This is a genomic window from Weissella confusa (assembly GCA_041871065.1).
Taxonomy (GTDB): Bacteria; Bacillota; Bacilli; order Lactobacillales; family Lactobacillaceae; genus Weissella; species Weissella confusa_A.
The window spans coordinates 244076-258718 of record CP168942.1; the positions used below are offsets into that span (position 1 = coordinate 244076).

At 44.5% G+C, this 14643-nt stretch carries 12 protein-coding genes; 11 read left to right on the forward strand and 1 reads right to left on the reverse strand.

From position 1 onward, the window contains the following. The first annotated feature begins 24 nt into the window (after nucleotides 1-24). Together ACAW68_00965 and ACAW68_00970 are read left to right on the forward strand one after the other, a co-directional pair. On the forward strand, nucleotides 25-825 hold the full coding sequence (locus tag ACAW68_00965; protein ID XGA16173.1) for an MBL fold metallo-hydrolase: 801 nt from the start codon (nucleotides 25-27) through the stop codon (nucleotides 823-825). An 80-nt stretch (nucleotides 826-905) separates the two neighbouring features. Further along, complete coding sequence (locus ACAW68_00970) at nucleotides 906-2177, forward strand: S1C family serine protease (GenBank protein XGA16174.1); 1272 nt, start codon at nucleotides 906-908, stop codon at nucleotides 2175-2177. 338 nt (nucleotides 2178-2515) lie between these two features. On the opposite strand, the gene ACAW68_00975 is transcribed toward ACAW68_00970, so the two are convergent. Continuing rightward, nucleotides 2516-2944 carry a DUF1934 domain-containing protein gene (locus tag ACAW68_00975; protein XGA16175.1) on the reverse strand — a complete coding sequence of 143 codons (429 nt, stop codon included), beginning with the start codon at nucleotides 2942-2944 and terminating at the stop codon, nucleotides 2516-2518. Nucleotides 2945-3057: 113 nt separating this feature from the next. Between ACAW68_00975 and ACAW68_00980 the strand changes: the two genes are divergently transcribed. The 9 genes from ACAW68_00980 (at nucleotide 3058) to ACAW68_01020 (ending at nucleotide 14513) form a co-directional block, all read left to right on the forward strand. Further along, nucleotides 3058-4416, forward strand: a complete 1359-nt coding sequence (locus ACAW68_00980) for an HD domain-containing protein (GenBank protein XGA16176.1) — start codon at nucleotides 3058-3060, stop codon at nucleotides 4414-4416. 12 nt (nucleotides 4417-4428) lie between these two features. After that, nucleotides 4429-5262, forward strand: coding sequence for a sugar-phosphatase (gene yidA / locus ACAW68_00985; GenBank protein ID XGA16177.1), 834 nt, complete (start codon nucleotides 4429-4431; stop codon nucleotides 5260-5262). 84 nt (nucleotides 5263-5346) lie between these two features. Beyond that, entirely contained in the window at nucleotides 5347-5940 is a 594-nt protein-coding gene (gene rpoE, locus ACAW68_00990) for a DNA-directed RNA polymerase subunit delta (GenBank protein XGA16178.1), read from the forward strand. 219 nt (nucleotides 5941-6159) lie between these two features. Further along, a complete protein-coding gene (locus ACAW68_00995; protein XGA16179.1) occupies nucleotides 6160-8352 on the forward strand; it encodes a KxYKxGKxW signal peptide domain-containing protein in 2193 nt (730 codons plus the stop codon). Between the two features lie 91 nt (nucleotides 8353-8443). Then, nucleotides 8444-9232 (forward strand): hypothetical protein, encoded by a 789-nt coding sequence (locus tag ACAW68_01000; protein ID XGA16180.1) that lies wholly within the window; start codon nucleotides 8444-8446, stop codon nucleotides 9230-9232. Between the two features lie 189 nt (nucleotides 9233-9421). Then, nucleotides 9422-10330 carry a hypothetical protein gene (locus tag ACAW68_01005; GenBank protein ID XGA16181.1) on the forward strand — a complete coding sequence of 303 codons (909 nt, stop codon included), beginning with the start codon at nucleotides 9422-9424 and terminating at the stop codon, nucleotides 10328-10330. Then, nucleotides 10311-11801 carry a helix-turn-helix domain-containing protein gene (locus tag ACAW68_01010; GenBank protein ID XGA16182.1) on the forward strand — a complete coding sequence of 497 codons (1491 nt, stop codon included), beginning with the start codon at nucleotides 10311-10313 and terminating at the stop codon, nucleotides 11799-11801. Before ACAW68_01005 ends, ACAW68_01010 begins: the two co-directional genes overlap by 20 nt. 129 nt (nucleotides 11802-11930) lie before the next feature. Beyond that, nucleotides 11931-12725, forward strand: coding sequence for a nicotinamide riboside transporter PnuC (gene pnuC, locus ACAW68_01015; protein ID XGA16986.1), 795 nt, complete (start codon nucleotides 11931-11933; stop codon nucleotides 12723-12725). A 177-nt stretch (nucleotides 12726-12902) separates the two neighbouring features. After that, the gene (locus ACAW68_01020; protein ID XGA16183.1) at nucleotides 12903-14513 is read left to right on the forward strand and encodes a CTP synthase; all 1611 of its coding nucleotides are present in this window, start codon (nucleotides 12903-12905) and stop codon (nucleotides 14511-14513) included. Nucleotides 14514-14643: the final 130 nt, after the last annotated feature.

Sequence of the window (14643 nt, forward strand, 5' to 3'; positions counted from 1 at the left end):
ATAAAAAGAATGGGGATGGCAGAAATGGCAAGTGATTTTCATGTGTCAATGTTGGCCTCTGGCAGTAAGGGAAACGTCACGTATATTGAAACGCCGACGCATAAAGTGCTAGTTGATGCTGGCTTGTCGGGGAAAAAGATTGATGGGCTGATGAATCAAATCGGCCGTTCATTGACGGATGTTGACGCATTGTTTGTGACGCACGAGCACAGTGACCACATCGCAGGTGTTGGTGTGTTGGCACGTAAGTATGGCTTTGATGTTTACGCAAATGCGAAGACGTGGGACGCGATGGCGGGTAAGATTGGTAAAATTAAGCCAGAACAGATGAATATTTTGGAAGCCGGCCAGACAAAGCTGTTTGGCGATTTGGACGTCGAGAGTTTTAGTGTTTCTCACGACGCGGCTGATCCACAATTCTATGCCTTCCATCACGACAACAAGACGTTTGCGATGCTGACGGATACCGGTTATGTTAATGATCGCATTGTTGGGACGATTCGAAACGCGGACGCGGTGTTGATGGAAGCGAACCACGATTATGAAATGCTACGCATGGGCGGGTACGCTTGGAATTTGAAACAACGTATCTTGAGTGATCAAGGGCACTTGTCTAATGAAGATGGGGCGTTAGCGTTGACTGAGATTTTGGGTGACCGTACGAAGAACGTGTTCTTGGGTCACTTGAGTCAAGAAAATAATCAAAAGCCATTGGCTCATTTGACGGTGCAATCAGTTTTGGAAGAACATGACTTTGGGGTTGGCCATGATTTTAATCTATTTGATACCGACCCAGCGCAAGCGACGAAATTATTAGACATTTAACGAAGCTTCCTTAAGACGTCTTAAAGGGTTGGCACTTATAATGTAATTAAATAATCAGAGTTAACACGGAGGGGTTACCCATGACTGAAAATGAAAAGCGTAGTGGTAGCAAGTCATCAATGAAGGTGGCGATTGTTGGTTTAGTTGCTGGTTTGATTGGCGGTGGTGCGGCAGCAGGGGGTGTTGCCTACTTGAACAACTCGGGCATGTTGGCGCCTTCAACGGTGACGACTGGCAAGACGACACCGGTTAAAGTTAGCAATTCAAATGTGAAGGGAACATCAGATGCAACAAAGGCCTTTAACAAAGTTTCAGGTGCGGTTGTATCAGTGATTAACCTACAAAAGCAACAATCATTGGGCGATTCAATGTTTGGTGGTTTGACGAGCGATTACGGTAACAGTTCAAGTAACGATAGCGATTCTTCAGATTTGCAAACGGCTTCAGAAGGATCAGGTGTCATCTACAAGAAGCAAGGCGGTACGGCTTACATCGTAACGAACAATCACGTTGTGGCTGGTTCAAATGCATTGCAAGTGTTGTTGAGCGATGGCACGAAGTTGACGGCAACGTTGGTAGGAACTGACGAGCAAACTGACTTGGCTGTTTTGAAGGTTAATTCATCAAAGGTGTCAGAAGTCGCTGATTTTGCTGATTCATCAAAGATTGAACCAGGTCAATCGGTGTTGGCCATTGGGTCACCGTTGGGTTCTGAATACGCAACGTCAGTAACTGAAGGTATTATCTCAGCAACGAAGCGTGAAGTTGATGCGACAGACGAAAGTGGTAACTCACTTGGTAAGGCGACGGTTATTCAAACTGACGCGGCCATTAACCCTGGTAACTCAGGTGGACCGTTGGTTAACCTTGCCGGCCAAGTCGTGGGTATTAACTCAATGAAGTTGGCGTCATCATCTGATGGTACATCTGTTGAAGGAATGGGATTTGCAATTCCATCAGATACAGTTGTAAGCATCATTAACGAGTTGGAAAAGAACGGTAAGGTAGAACGTCCAGCACTTGGTGTGACGATGGTTGATTTGAGCAATGTCTCAACGTCTGATCAAGCAAGTGTCTTGAACCTACCAACTAGTGTTTCTGGTGGTGTTGTGGTGATGGGTACGACTGACGGTTCTGCAGCTGCTGAGGCTGGCTTGAAGAAGTACGACGTTATTACGAAGATTGATGATACTGATATTACGGGTTCTGGTGATTTGCGTGATGCCTTGTACAAGCACAAGGTAGGCGATACCATCAAGATTACTTACTACCGCGATGGTAAGGCCAAGACGGTTGATGCCAAGTTAACGAAGACAACGAGCTCATTAACATCATCTTCTGAGTCAAATTAGTCAGGAAAAATGGAAGGGACTACCTAGGTAGTCCCTTTTTTGCAACACTCAGCTTATGATTTGTTAGTTCTGTTAACTAATTGAAACACTTTTTTTACACGTTGTTCACACGGATTAGATATATTATACATATCCGCTGTTCCTAGTGGATTTCATTACTCCCCAAAGTACATGAAGCGTTACATATTTCCCCAAAGTATGTAACACCCCCCTCGCTGGTTGCGATAGTAGCCGGCGGCGGACCATCGTTGCGTTCCCCCTCTTGCACGATGGTCTTTTTTTGTGCCTAAAAATAAGCCTCGCTAATGCGTCATTGCATTGGCGAGGCTTTTTTCATGTTACTTTTCAAAGTGAAGCTCAAGTGAATAATCACCTAGCAAGGTCTCGCCAGCTAGGAGTGAGTAGGCGACGTTAATGTGTCCAAAATCGTCGTTGAGGACGGTTTTCAAATCATTTGTGCGAACATCAATTGACATTGATCCTTGTGGTGTCACGTAACGCGTTGGAATTGTAGCATCTGGTGCGAATTGCAAGCGCACATCACTTTGACCAGAGCGCTTGAGTGATACTTCACCGGTGGGGGTCAACTTAAACGTCACCGGTGTTTCCAAACCAGCTTGGTGTTCGATGTAACGCAAGTACAACGTTTCGCCCATAGGGGTGATGGTACCAGTCTCTTCGAACGTAAATGTCTCTTCGTCACCTTCTTGGCGGATGACTGTAGTTAATTTCAATGTTACTGGATATCCGTTGGCTGAATCTGCCATACAAATTTTCTCCTTCAATAAGCCTATTACTTCCATTATACAGGTATTTCTAGGTTATAATGGAAGTAACGAATCAGTAGTTCGGAAATAGGGAAGGAATCAAGGTTCGACTTATGACGACAGAAGTAAAGGAAAAGGTCTTTCGTGACCCGGTACATAATTTTATTCGTGTCCAAGATCAAGTTATTCTTGATTTAATTGGGACGTCTGAATTTCAACGACTACGACGCATTAAGCAATTGGGTGTTGCTAGTGCCGTTTTTCACGGTGCTGAGCACTCACGTTTCTCACACTCACTAGGTGTGTATGAAATCGCGCGTCAGTTTGCTGACCATTTAGAAAAGTTTTATCCAACTCAGGAACCGGGTGATGGGTTGTGGGACCCAAGTGAGCGCTTGTTGCTGTTAACGTCAGCGCTGCTTCACGATTTGGGACACGGTCCTTACTCACACACGTTTGAACACATTTTCAATACGGACCATGAGTCGTACACGCAACAAATTATCTTGTCACCTGAGACGGAAATCAATCAAGTTTTGCGTCAGGTGGCCCCTGATTTCCCAACTAAGGTTGCGAGTGTCATCGCTAAGACCTACGAGAATCCACAAGTGGTGCAATTGATTTCTAGTCAAATCGACGCAGACCGCATGGATTATTTGTTGCGTGATGCGTATTACTCTGGTGCGACTTATGGTGAATTTGACTTAGCCCGCATCATTCACGTGATGCGTCCATACAAGGGTGGCATCGCTTTTGATCAAAAGGGGATGTATGCCGTGGAAGATTACGTGGTGTCACGCTATCAAATGTACGTGCAGGTCTATTTCCACCCAGTATCACGTTCGTTCGAAGTGTTGTTGCAGCACCTGCTAGAACGCGCAAAGTTTTTGTATGATGAGAGCAAGACAGATTCACGCATTTCGACGAGTTTCATCTCACCAGCGTTGATGCCATTGTTTGCTGGTGAATTTACATTGGAACAATACTTGATGCTGGATGATTCAGTGATGTTGGCCAATATTAGTGAGTGGCGTCTAGCGGATGATGCGATTTTGGCAGATTTAGCAACCCGATTTTTGGATCGCAAGCCATTGAAGTCAATTTTGATTGAAGATTCAGCACGCGACTTGCTACCGGCAATTACCAAATTGATTGCATCAGCTGGTTTTGACGAACGTTATTACACTGCTGAAAATGACAGTTATGATTTGCCATACGATGCGTATAATCCAAGTGATAAGAAGCCGCGTACACAGATTGAAATGATGCAACCAGCTGGGGAATTGTTTGAATTATCAACGCAAAGTGCGTTGGTGGCAGCAATGACTGGTCGTATTTTCGGAAACGCGCGCTTCTTCTTCCCACGTGAGATGATGAATACGCAAGCGGTTGATGATGTGATGGCACCACTATATGCCGAATTCCAACGCTACGTGCACAACGAGACGCTGGTAACGCCAAGTGAGAAATAAGGGGACAATGACATGGGAATTAAGCTAATTACAATTGATATTGATGACACGCTAGTTAACACAGCAAAGCAAGTGACACCACGTGTGAAGGCTGCGCTACAAGAAGCAACTGCGCAAGGTGTGAAAGTTGTTTTGACAACTGGCCGTCCTTTGCCAGGTGTCCAAGAATATTTGGATGAACTGGGCTTGAATCACCAAGATGACCAATATGCAATTACGTATAACGGTGGTGTTGTGCAGACGACTAACGGTGAAGAACTTGGTGGTAAGGAATTGGCTTACTCGGATTACCTACGTTTGCGCGAGGTTGCCGATGAGTTGGGCGCATACTTGCAAGTCGAAACGATTGATGCCGCTTATACGTCAGCTAAAGAAATTAACTACTGGGCTAGCCGTGAGAACTTTTTGATTAAGATGCCACTCATCATTAAGCCGGTCGATGAAATGGATCCAAATGACCACTACGTTAAGTTTATGTTCATTGGGGATGAATCCGACATTGATAGTTGGCGCGATGCCTTGCCGGCCGATGTTAAGGACGCTTACTACATTGTGAAGTCAACGCCACAACACTTGGAGTTCATGCACAAGGATGCAACGAAGGGTAGTGGTTTGTTGACGTTAGCGGCTAAGCTAGGTATTGATCAATCTGAAACGATGGCTCTTGGTGATCAACAAAACGATATCACGATGATTGAGGCGGCTGGATTAGGCGTTGCAATGGGAAATGCTGTGCCTGAAGTGAAGGCTGTTGCAGACGTTGAAACGACGACACAAAACACAGATGGTGTTGGTGTGGCTGTTGAAAAGTGGGTTTTGGGACGCGATGTACCAGAACTAGCTTAATTTCCGAAGAATAACATTTGCCGAAACGGCTGAAATATTGTAAGATAAGACATTGAGTAAGACCGCGAAAGGACGTGCAGTGATTTGGCATTAACACAATTTGACGGCCAAAATAAGGCTGAGCTTTCAATGATTGAAGTTGCTCGTGCGATTTTGTCTGACCGTCATGATACCATGGCGTTTAACGACTTGTTGAATGAAGTACAATCATTCACTGGTAAGTCAGATGAAGAGATTCGTGCGCGCTTGGCACAATTCTACACTGATTTGAATATTGACGGTTCATTCATTTCATTGGGTGATAACATGTGGGGACTACGTTCATGGTACCCAATCGACTCAATTGATGAAGCCGTTCACTTGGATCTTGAAGAAGAAGAAGGTCAACCAAAGAAGAAGAAGCGTAAGAAGATCAACGCCTTTTTGGCAGACGTTGCGGATGATGACGATGTTATCGACTACAACGATGATGATCCTGAAGACGACGACTTCGGTGAAGTTGAAGACGAAGATGAGACGGCAGCTGCTGATTCAGACGATGATGATGCAGATGACGACGATGATGACGATTCATCAGATGATTTCGGTAATGACGAAGTTGCTGGTGGTATCGGCGAAGAAATCGGTGGTATTGCACCAGTCGATGACGACTACGGTTCAGGTGACATCGAGCGATAATTAATATCGATAAAAAAGCGAGCAGTGATGCTCGCTTTTTTATTTTTCAAAATAACGGCTACTTAACACTGGTAATTTTATTTATATTTTTCAAAAAAGTTAGTTGCGACGGGCGGAACAACTATATAAGGAAGTACATCACAAATTAGAATTCAGGCGTATACCATAGTTTTTGTATCAAAACTATATTTTTCCACATATATTTGGAGGGGATACGTCATGGAACGTAAAAAGATGTACAAAGCCGGTAAGCAATGGATGGTTGCTGCCGCCATTTCAGTTGCTGCTATGGGAGGCGCAACGGTTGTTGCTAACGCAGATACTGCAACGCCATCAGCAGATCAACCACAAGGTGCGGTGTTGCTAAAGGCGCACCATCACAAGACTGTCACGAACAACGTACCAAATGATCCAGCCGGAACAACTACGGACGCTGAAGACCACAAGACCGTAACGGCAAATGTGCCAAATGAAGCGGCAAATGATGTTAAGGATGCAGCCGGAAACGACACTGTAGCTGCCAACGTGCCAAACGAAGCAGCTAACACCGTTAAGGACGCAGATGGAAACGACACTGTAACTGCAAGCGTACCAAACGAAGCGGCAAACGCCGTTAAGGATGCAGATGGAAACGACATCGTAACTGCAAGCGTGCCAAACGAAGCAGCAAACGCCGTTAAGGATGCAGATGGAAACGACACCGTAACTGCAAGTGTACCAAACGAAGCAGCTAATGATGTTAAGGATGCAGCCGGAAACGACACTGTAACTGCAAGTGTTCCAAATGACCCAGCCGGAACGGTTACTAACGCCGACGGAAGCAAGTCAGTAGAAGCGACTGTACCAAATGACGCAGTGCAAGGTGCTAAGTCACACCACAAGCACCACCACAACCGTCACCACTATCAAACGCCTGACATGCAACCAGCCGCAGCGCCACAAAGCGAGTCAGACATGGTGCCAAATGCACCCGTTTATGAAATCCAACGACCAGACACGCAACCAGCTGCAGCTCCAAAGAACATGGAAATGGTAGTGCCAAATGATTCAGTACAATACCAAAAGGCAGATACGGAACCAATTGCAGCACCACAAAACAAGTCAGATATGGTGCCAAACACGCCGGTGACAGCTGCTAACAAGCACCACAATAAGCACCACAATTACAAGAATCGCGATGTAAAGTTGACTTTGGAGTCTGGAATCCAAGCTACTAAGTACCACAACCGTCACCACAAGCACCACTACCAAAAGGCAGATACGCAACCAATTGCAGCGCCACAAAACAAGTCAGAAATGGTACCAAACACACCAGCTGGAATGAACGTTGATGAAAATGGTAACATGACTGGTTCAGTAGCGAACGAGCCAGCTAACGTTGTAAAGAACGCTGATGGTAGCGAATCATGGACTGGAAGCGTTGAAAATGATCCAGCTGGAACTGTAACTAACGCCGATGGCAGCAAGACGGTAACTGGTTCAGTAGCGAACGAGCCAGCTAACGTTGTGAAGAATGCTGATGGTAGCGAATCATGGACTGGAAGTGTTGAAAATGATCCAGCCGGAACTGTTATCAACGCCGACGGAAGTAAGTCAGTAGAAGCAACTGTGCCAAATGACGCTGTTTCAGCTGCAAAGTCACACCACCGTCACCACCACCACAACCGCAAGCACCAAACGGCAGACACACAACCAATTGCTGCGCCACAATTTAAGTCAGAAATGGTACCAAACGCACCAGCCGGAATGAACGTTGATGAAAATGGTAACATTACTGGTTCAGTAGCAAACGAGCCAGCTAACGTTGTGAAGAACGCTGATGGTAGCGAATCATGGACTGGAAGCGTTGAAAATGATCCAGCCGGAACAGTTACTAACGCTGATGGTAGCGAGACGGTTACTGCAGTAGTTCCAAACGATCCAATGCAATACCAAACGGCTGATACAGAGCCAATTGCTGCCCCACAATACAAGACGGAAGTGGTACCAAACACGCCGGTTACTTCAGCTGACAACCACGACCACGATGTTAACGGAAACGCTAACGTTGATAACAAGGACAATGGCAAGGATGTCACTGTTGACACTAAGGACAACGGCGAGACTGCTTCAGTTGATACCAAGAATAACGGTGAGACTGCTTCAGCTGATACCAAGGATGCCGTAACAAACAACGGTGAACTTGTAAAGACTACCGTTGCATCATCAGATGCATCAACGACTGCAACTGTCGCATCTGCTAACTCAGCAGCTGCTAAGACGATTGCTTCAGCCGCAACTGTTGCATCATCAGCAAAGCACGTTGACTTGCCAGCTACTGCTGCAACTGCTAAGTCAAACGCTGCATTGACTGCCTTTGGTGTACTAGGTGCCCTAGGTGTTGCAGCTGTTGCTTCACGCCGTCGCGGTTAATTTTCGGATTTTTTAGAATCGAATTTTAGATAATTAAAAGACGTCAATTTCTAACAAGAATTGACGTCTTTTTTGGCAGGAGAGTGAGTAGATGGAATTTTACGCATTGGATCGCATTGTGCTACAAGATGGTAGGACGGGCGTTATCGATAAGGTAGATGATGACGCTGTTTATGTGTTGCTTGATGACACGTTGGCATATACACCTGTTCGGCGGGATGAAATCAAAAAAATTCTGCCCCACAAAAAAGAAGATTTAAGTTTCAATGACGATAACGCTTTTCAAGCGGTCAAGCTGGGTGGGAAGTACCCGTGGAATATGACGTACGTTGAATTAATTGATTATTATAACCGGGTGCTTTGTGTGCCGTTTGAAAAGGCAGAAAGCATGATACAACCTTATTGGCCATCAGTACACACAAATGATTTGACTCCGATAGGCCTAACAGGCATGTTTTTGAATGAAGATGGTTCATTTATTGGACCTGTTCGTATCGGTGAAGTGACTGAAACAACGGAGTTCGGTAAGTTGGTATATATGCCAAATCGAGGGATGTGGATTATTTCGCGGGTTGGTCAGGTGCCAATGTTAAATGATGTCGCGTTTATGATTCGAACGCCGAATGTGGTGGGGATGTCGATTACGTCTTATGAGACTGAACGGGTTTATGAAATCGCACCGTCGCGAATAAAAGTGACGATGGGGCAACTGTGGTACGTCTATTTGGGGGTTGTTCGAAAGTTGAATCAACAGGCGCAGTTAACGGGGCCGATAGTTAAGGAGTACCATATTGCAGGTAACATAGCTGAGGCGCTTAAGGTGATGGAATATGTATTACGAGATTTAAGATGGACGTATCGCCTAAAAGACATTAATTAAATAATTGCGGTTAGATTATTTTAAAAATAACGAATTAATTAACAGGTATTTTTATAAAAAATAAAAAAACCAGCCTACTGATAGTTTTTTACACCTTATATAAAATAATCATATAGAGAGAAAAAAGGTGTGATAAACTTCCCGAATGTAAGTGAGATTTTTTCTGGGATATAAGAGAGGAAATTTGGTATGGCTGGGATTGATACGCCAATTTTAAACGCGGTACGTAAGGTTATAGATTTAAAACATATTTCTGTGCGAGATATTTTACAACATACAGCTATTTCAAGCGGTCGTTATTACACGTTTATCAATGGACAAGGTGATATTACGGTGCATAAACTTCACGCTATTTTAAAAACGCTGAACGTGGGATTAGCCGAAATCGGCATGTATATGCCACGTGAGGAAATGGCGCAGGAGCAGACATTTGATCAAATGATGGCAGCGATTGACAGTTATCGTCAGACACGGTCAGTAACAGGCATTATTGAATTAGCGAAAAATGGTGACGATTGGGGCGTTGCGACGCTACATGAGGAAATGATTGTACGGTTGAAGCCGGTATTGCTGGACTTGCTGCGTCGAAGCGAGAATTACACATTGGCTGAGATAAAGGTCGTGTTACTGTATTTGAATTATTTTACATACGATGATTTACGTGAACAGTACAAGAAATTGTTACGAGGGATTCGTTTGCAAATTCAGATAAGTGAAGAACACGGTGGCGCCATTCGCCATGAGGCAGTCCAGGTTATTAGTATGTTGCTCTTTGAATTGATTGTTATGCATGCTGAACATGGGCAACGTGCGTTTATGGATGAATTGGTTGAAATTTTTTATAGCATGAAGGTCAAAGTCGATGATTGGACGACGTCAGTTTTACGCGAAGTCATTAATGTTATTCGACTTGTTATTGCTGGAAAGCAGTCGTTGGCAAATCAAAAATATGATACGGTACGTGAGATGATTCGAATTTTCCAACCCGAAGAGAACTGGCCTTACTTTGAACGTGTGATGGGCGAGTCATTTGAATCGTTTACGTTACAGTTTTTATGGGGCGAATTGGAGGGCAATCATGGAATGGCTATTGGGTAAGCGCGAACACCAGAAGTTGCAGGTTGTACGCTTTTTATATCAACAAAATAAGACGAGTGTGCCGTTGCTTGAAGTCGAACGTCACTTTAACGTATCTAAGTATATGGCGAAGACTTTGCTAAATGAAATTGTTATGGATGAAACGAGATTCGGCATCGTAAATACGGCGGCATTGCAGTTTGAAGAAAAGGGTGGCATGATTTCATGGACGCCTGGGTATCAAGTTAATATCATGCGGCTGGAATATTTTTATACAATTGAGTCGCATGCTTTAGCGATGTTGGTCCACGGCATGTCGGGTAATGCAATTTCATCAGCCACATTTGCGGATCAGCTTAACGTTGCGGGGAATCATCTTGTAGCGGATCGAACGCTGTTGAATGAACGATTAGCCGGTAGTGGTGTGTCGTTGAGCAACAATGTGCAATTAGTTGGTAGTGAGTCGACAATCCGCATTATGATGTATCGTGTATTGGCGGATATTGTTGAATCTGAAGATGATTTGGAGCGCTATTTTCCTGAACAAATATTATCTTTGACTCGTCAAACGGTGGCGTTTTTTGAAGGAAACCACGTGGTGAGTTTGAATAACGTCCAACGAATTCGATTGTTCGTTTTCCTGGGTGTTTGGATTACACGACTACAATCTAGTCGAACGATTGATCGAAATGAGGCGATTAGTAACATATTTGAATCGACAATCGAAAATGATGATGAGTTGAAGATGCCGTACCGAACGTTACGAGCAATTGTGTTGCGCTATCGTCGGTTGATGCCAGAATGCTTAGACGCAGAAGCGAATTTTGCGATGGGTGTTTTGATGACGGATGCGATTTTGCATGGCAATATGATGGATCATGCGACCCCAGCGTTGCGAGATATGTATGATACGGTCTTTCAAAACGTCGCAACGACCTATCGTGAATTTTTCGGTGAGGCGCTGCCAGAGAGCCGAAAAAGCAGCTGGCCATTATTACTAATTCAGCCGGTGGTGGTGCTGATGTTTTTGCGTCGTATTAATTATAAGGCTGAAGATGGGATGGTAACCGGGCACACGCTTTACCCAACGTATAAGCTGTTTACGCAAAAAGTACTCCGTCATGTCGGTTTGTCATTTGATGAGCAGACGGACACGATTTTGCGTCGAATGGAAATCGATTTTTATAACGCCTTTTTGCAGGCGTTGCCTCGCGAAAAGATGTTGCCAATGATTCGCGTGCGCTTAGATTATCAAGATAATTTGTTGGCACAACATATCCAACGTATGATTACGACGACGGAAATGCTGAATGTCGCGTTCGTGAGGGATGAAGAAGAGACGCCGGACATTGTGATTGCGGATCGATTGACGATGTCTGATGAAACAACGCTGTTCGTGTGGCCATCTTCACCATCATTTGCTGAATACGATATCTTTTTGCACACAGCAACAAAGAAGATGATGGCGGTTTTTGAAACGCAAATTTATTAATTATCCCAAATAGGTGAAACGTTTTTGCAAACCCTCTTAAACTAGCGTACACTGGTACAGTTGCTTTTTATTAGTAACCGCGAGAGAGTCCTCGCGTAACAAAGTAAACTGAAGAAAGAGGTTTTCATGATGAATGAACCACAAAAGACGCCATCATTTTCTTGGGCGCACGTTGCAAAGATTTTTAAGCCATCTTGGTACGTTGAACAAATGCGTGGCTGGGCATTGCCATCTTACTTGTTGTTGATGTTCGGCTTTGGTTTTTTGATTAGTCAAACGATTGCTAATCCGATTACGGGGATGGCTATTTGGACATTGGCTGCTGCATTGTTGGGATTTACAACAACGCTAGCGATTACTAATGCCCGACCAATTAATGGTATTTTGGGATTAATTTCAGCCCTTGTTTACATCGGGTTGGCTCTAGATGCTGGTAATCCTGCCGATGCAGTTTTGCAATTCGTTTATATTATTTTGCTTGATTTGCCAGTTATTTTGATGCCATCATGGTCAGAAAACGTTGCAACGCGAGTACGTAAGTTGAGCGAAGTGAAGGAACGCGGTGAGAAAATGACTTTTGCAAAGACGCGTACGTTCTTTGTATTGGTATTTATTGTTTCTTACATTGCGCTTTACTTCTTTGACGTCTACGTAACGCACTCACCACGTCCAATGATCGACGCTGGGGCAGCTGCCATTGGTATCACGGGTGCCGTTTTGACGACGTTGCGCTTCTCAGAAGCCTACTACATGTGGTTCTTGCAAGGTATTGCTCAAGTGGTTTTGTGGGGTGTTACGGCCGCACAAGGGGATGCCTCATTGGTCTTGTTCTTCACGTACATGTTGTACATGGGAAATGACTTGATCGCTTTCTTTGCTTCTCCTTGGTTTAAGAAGAGCATGCGAATTGCCGATCACGACTAACAAATTACAATTAAAAGTTGACATTTTCTGGGATTGGTGTATTATTAAGTTCCGGGCTCTTGTATTAGTTTACAAGACGTAATCAAAGTTGATTAACGCTCCCAAGGCTATAATAGCATTGGGAGCTTTTTTATTTTTTTATTGCTCCTGCAAACAGAACTCGGAGGATTGTTTTTTATGACAGCTAAGTACGTCTTTGTTACTGGTGGTGTTGTTTCATCATTGGGTAAGGGTATCGTCGCAGCATCATTGGGTCGCTTGTTGAAGAACCGCGGCTTCAAGATTGCCGTACAAAAGTTTGATCCATACATTAACGTCGACCCAGGAACGATGTCACCATACCAACACGGTGAGACTTTCGTTACTGATGACGGTTTGGAAACTGATTTGGACTTGGGACACTATGAGCGTTTCATCGACATTAACTTGAACAAGTACTCAAACGTTACGTCAGGACGTGTGTACTCTGAAGTTTTGGCTAAGGAACGTCGTGGTGACTATGATGGTGCAACTGTTCAAGTTATCCCACACATCACGAACGCTTTGAAGGAAAAGATGATGCGCGCCGCTGAAACAACGGACGCTGACATCGTGATTACTGAAGTTGGTGGTACGGTTGGTGATATCGAATCATTGCCATTCATTGAAGCGTTGCGTCAAATGAAGCGTGAAGTAGGTGCCGAAAACGTTGCCTACATCCACACGTCATTGATTCCATACTTGCGTGCCGCAGGAGAGATGAAGACGAAGCCAACGCAACACTCAGTTGCTGAGTTGCGTTCATTGGGTATCCAACCTGACATGTTGGTTGTTCGTACTGAGCAACCAATCACGCCAGAGATGCGCGAGAAGTTGGCTTTGTTTACGGACGTTGCGCCTGAAGCCGTTATCGAGTCATTGGACGTTGATATCTTGTACGAAATTGCATTGAACATGCAAAAGCAAGGTATGGACGATGTTATCTTGAAGCGTTTGGGATTGACGGCTGAACCAGCTGACATGACTGAATGGACAGCTATGATCGAAAAGATCCGCAACTTGAAGAAGAAGTTGAAGATTACGTTGGTTGGTAAGTATGCTGATTTGCAAGACGCATACATTTCAGTTAACGAAGCATTGCGTGCCGGTGGTTACGCAGTTGATGCTGATGTTGAAATCAACGCAATTAACTCAGAAAAGGTTAACGACGAAAACGTTTCTGAATTGTTGGCCGATGCCGATGGTGTTATCGTGCCTGGTGGATTCGGAGCACGTGGAACTGAAGGTAAGATTTCAGCTATCCAATTCGCCCGTGAGAACAATGTGCCATTCTTGGGCGTATGCTTGGGAATGCAATTGGCTTCAGTTGAGTTTGCCCGTCACGTCCTTGGATACGACGATGCTAACTCAATCGAGTTGAACCCAGAGACGTCAGCACCAGTTATCGCGTTGATGAACGACCAAAAGGAAGTTACGGATCGTGGTGGTACTTTGCGTCTTGGTTTGTACCCAGCTGACTTGAAGGATGGTACGTTGACGAAGGACATTTACGAGGGTCAAGATGAGATCCAAGAGCGTCACCGTCACCGTTACGAATTTAACATCGACTACCGTAAGGAATTTGAGGATGCCGGTATGGTCTTCTCAGGTACTTCACCTGACGATCGTTTGATGGAAATTATTGAGTTGCCAGAGAATGACTTCTTCGTGGCTGCCCAATACCACCCAGAATTCTTGTCACGTCCATACCGTCCAGAACCTTTGTACGGTGCCTTTGTGAAGGCTGCGTTGGATAAGAAGGAAGCTTAATTATAGAACTGTAAAAAGGCTAATCTTGCATGTGCAAGGTTAGCCTTTTTCTTTTTCTTGAAAAACTGACGGATAATCATGGTGGTGAGTATATTGTTTTATGTAGCTTTGGCGGTTCCGGTTCTGTGGT

Coding starts and splice junctions, on each gene's coding strand:
- ACAW68_01010 (XGA16182.1), top strand. CDS start 10,311: ATGGAATGGCTATTGGGTAAGCGCGAACACCAGAAGTTGCAGGTTGTA.
- ACAW68_00975 (XGA16175.1), bottom strand. CDS start 2,944: ATGGCAGATTCAGCCAACGGATATCCAGTAACATTGAAATTAACTACA.
- yidA (XGA16177.1), top strand. CDS start 4,429: ATGGGAATTAAGCTAATTACAATTGATATTGATGACACGCTAGTTAAC.
- ACAW68_01005 (XGA16181.1), top strand. CDS start 9,422: ATGGCTGGGATTGATACGCCAATTTTAAACGCGGTACGTAAGGTTATA.
- ACAW68_00980 (XGA16176.1), top strand. CDS start 3,058: ATGACGACAGAAGTAAAGGAAAAGGTCTTTCGTGACCCGGTACATAAT.
- ACAW68_00995 (XGA16179.1), top strand. CDS start 6,160: ATGGAACGTAAAAAGATGTACAAAGCCGGTAAGCAATGGATGGTTGCT.
- ACAW68_00965 (XGA16173.1), top strand. CDS start 25: ATGGCAAGTGATTTTCATGTGTCAATGTTGGCCTCTGGCAGTAAGGGA.
- ACAW68_01000 (XGA16180.1), top strand. CDS start 8,444: ATGGAATTTTACGCATTGGATCGCATTGTGCTACAAGATGGTAGGACG.
- ACAW68_01020 (XGA16183.1), top strand. CDS start 12,903: ATGACAGCTAAGTACGTCTTTGTTACTGGTGGTGTTGTTTCATCATTG.
- ACAW68_00970 (XGA16174.1), top strand. CDS start 906: ATGACTGAAAATGAAAAGCGTAGTGGTAGCAAGTCATCAATGAAGGTG.
- pnuC (XGA16986.1), top strand. CDS start 11,931: ATGAATGAACCACAAAAGACGCCATCATTTTCTTGGGCGCACGTTGCA.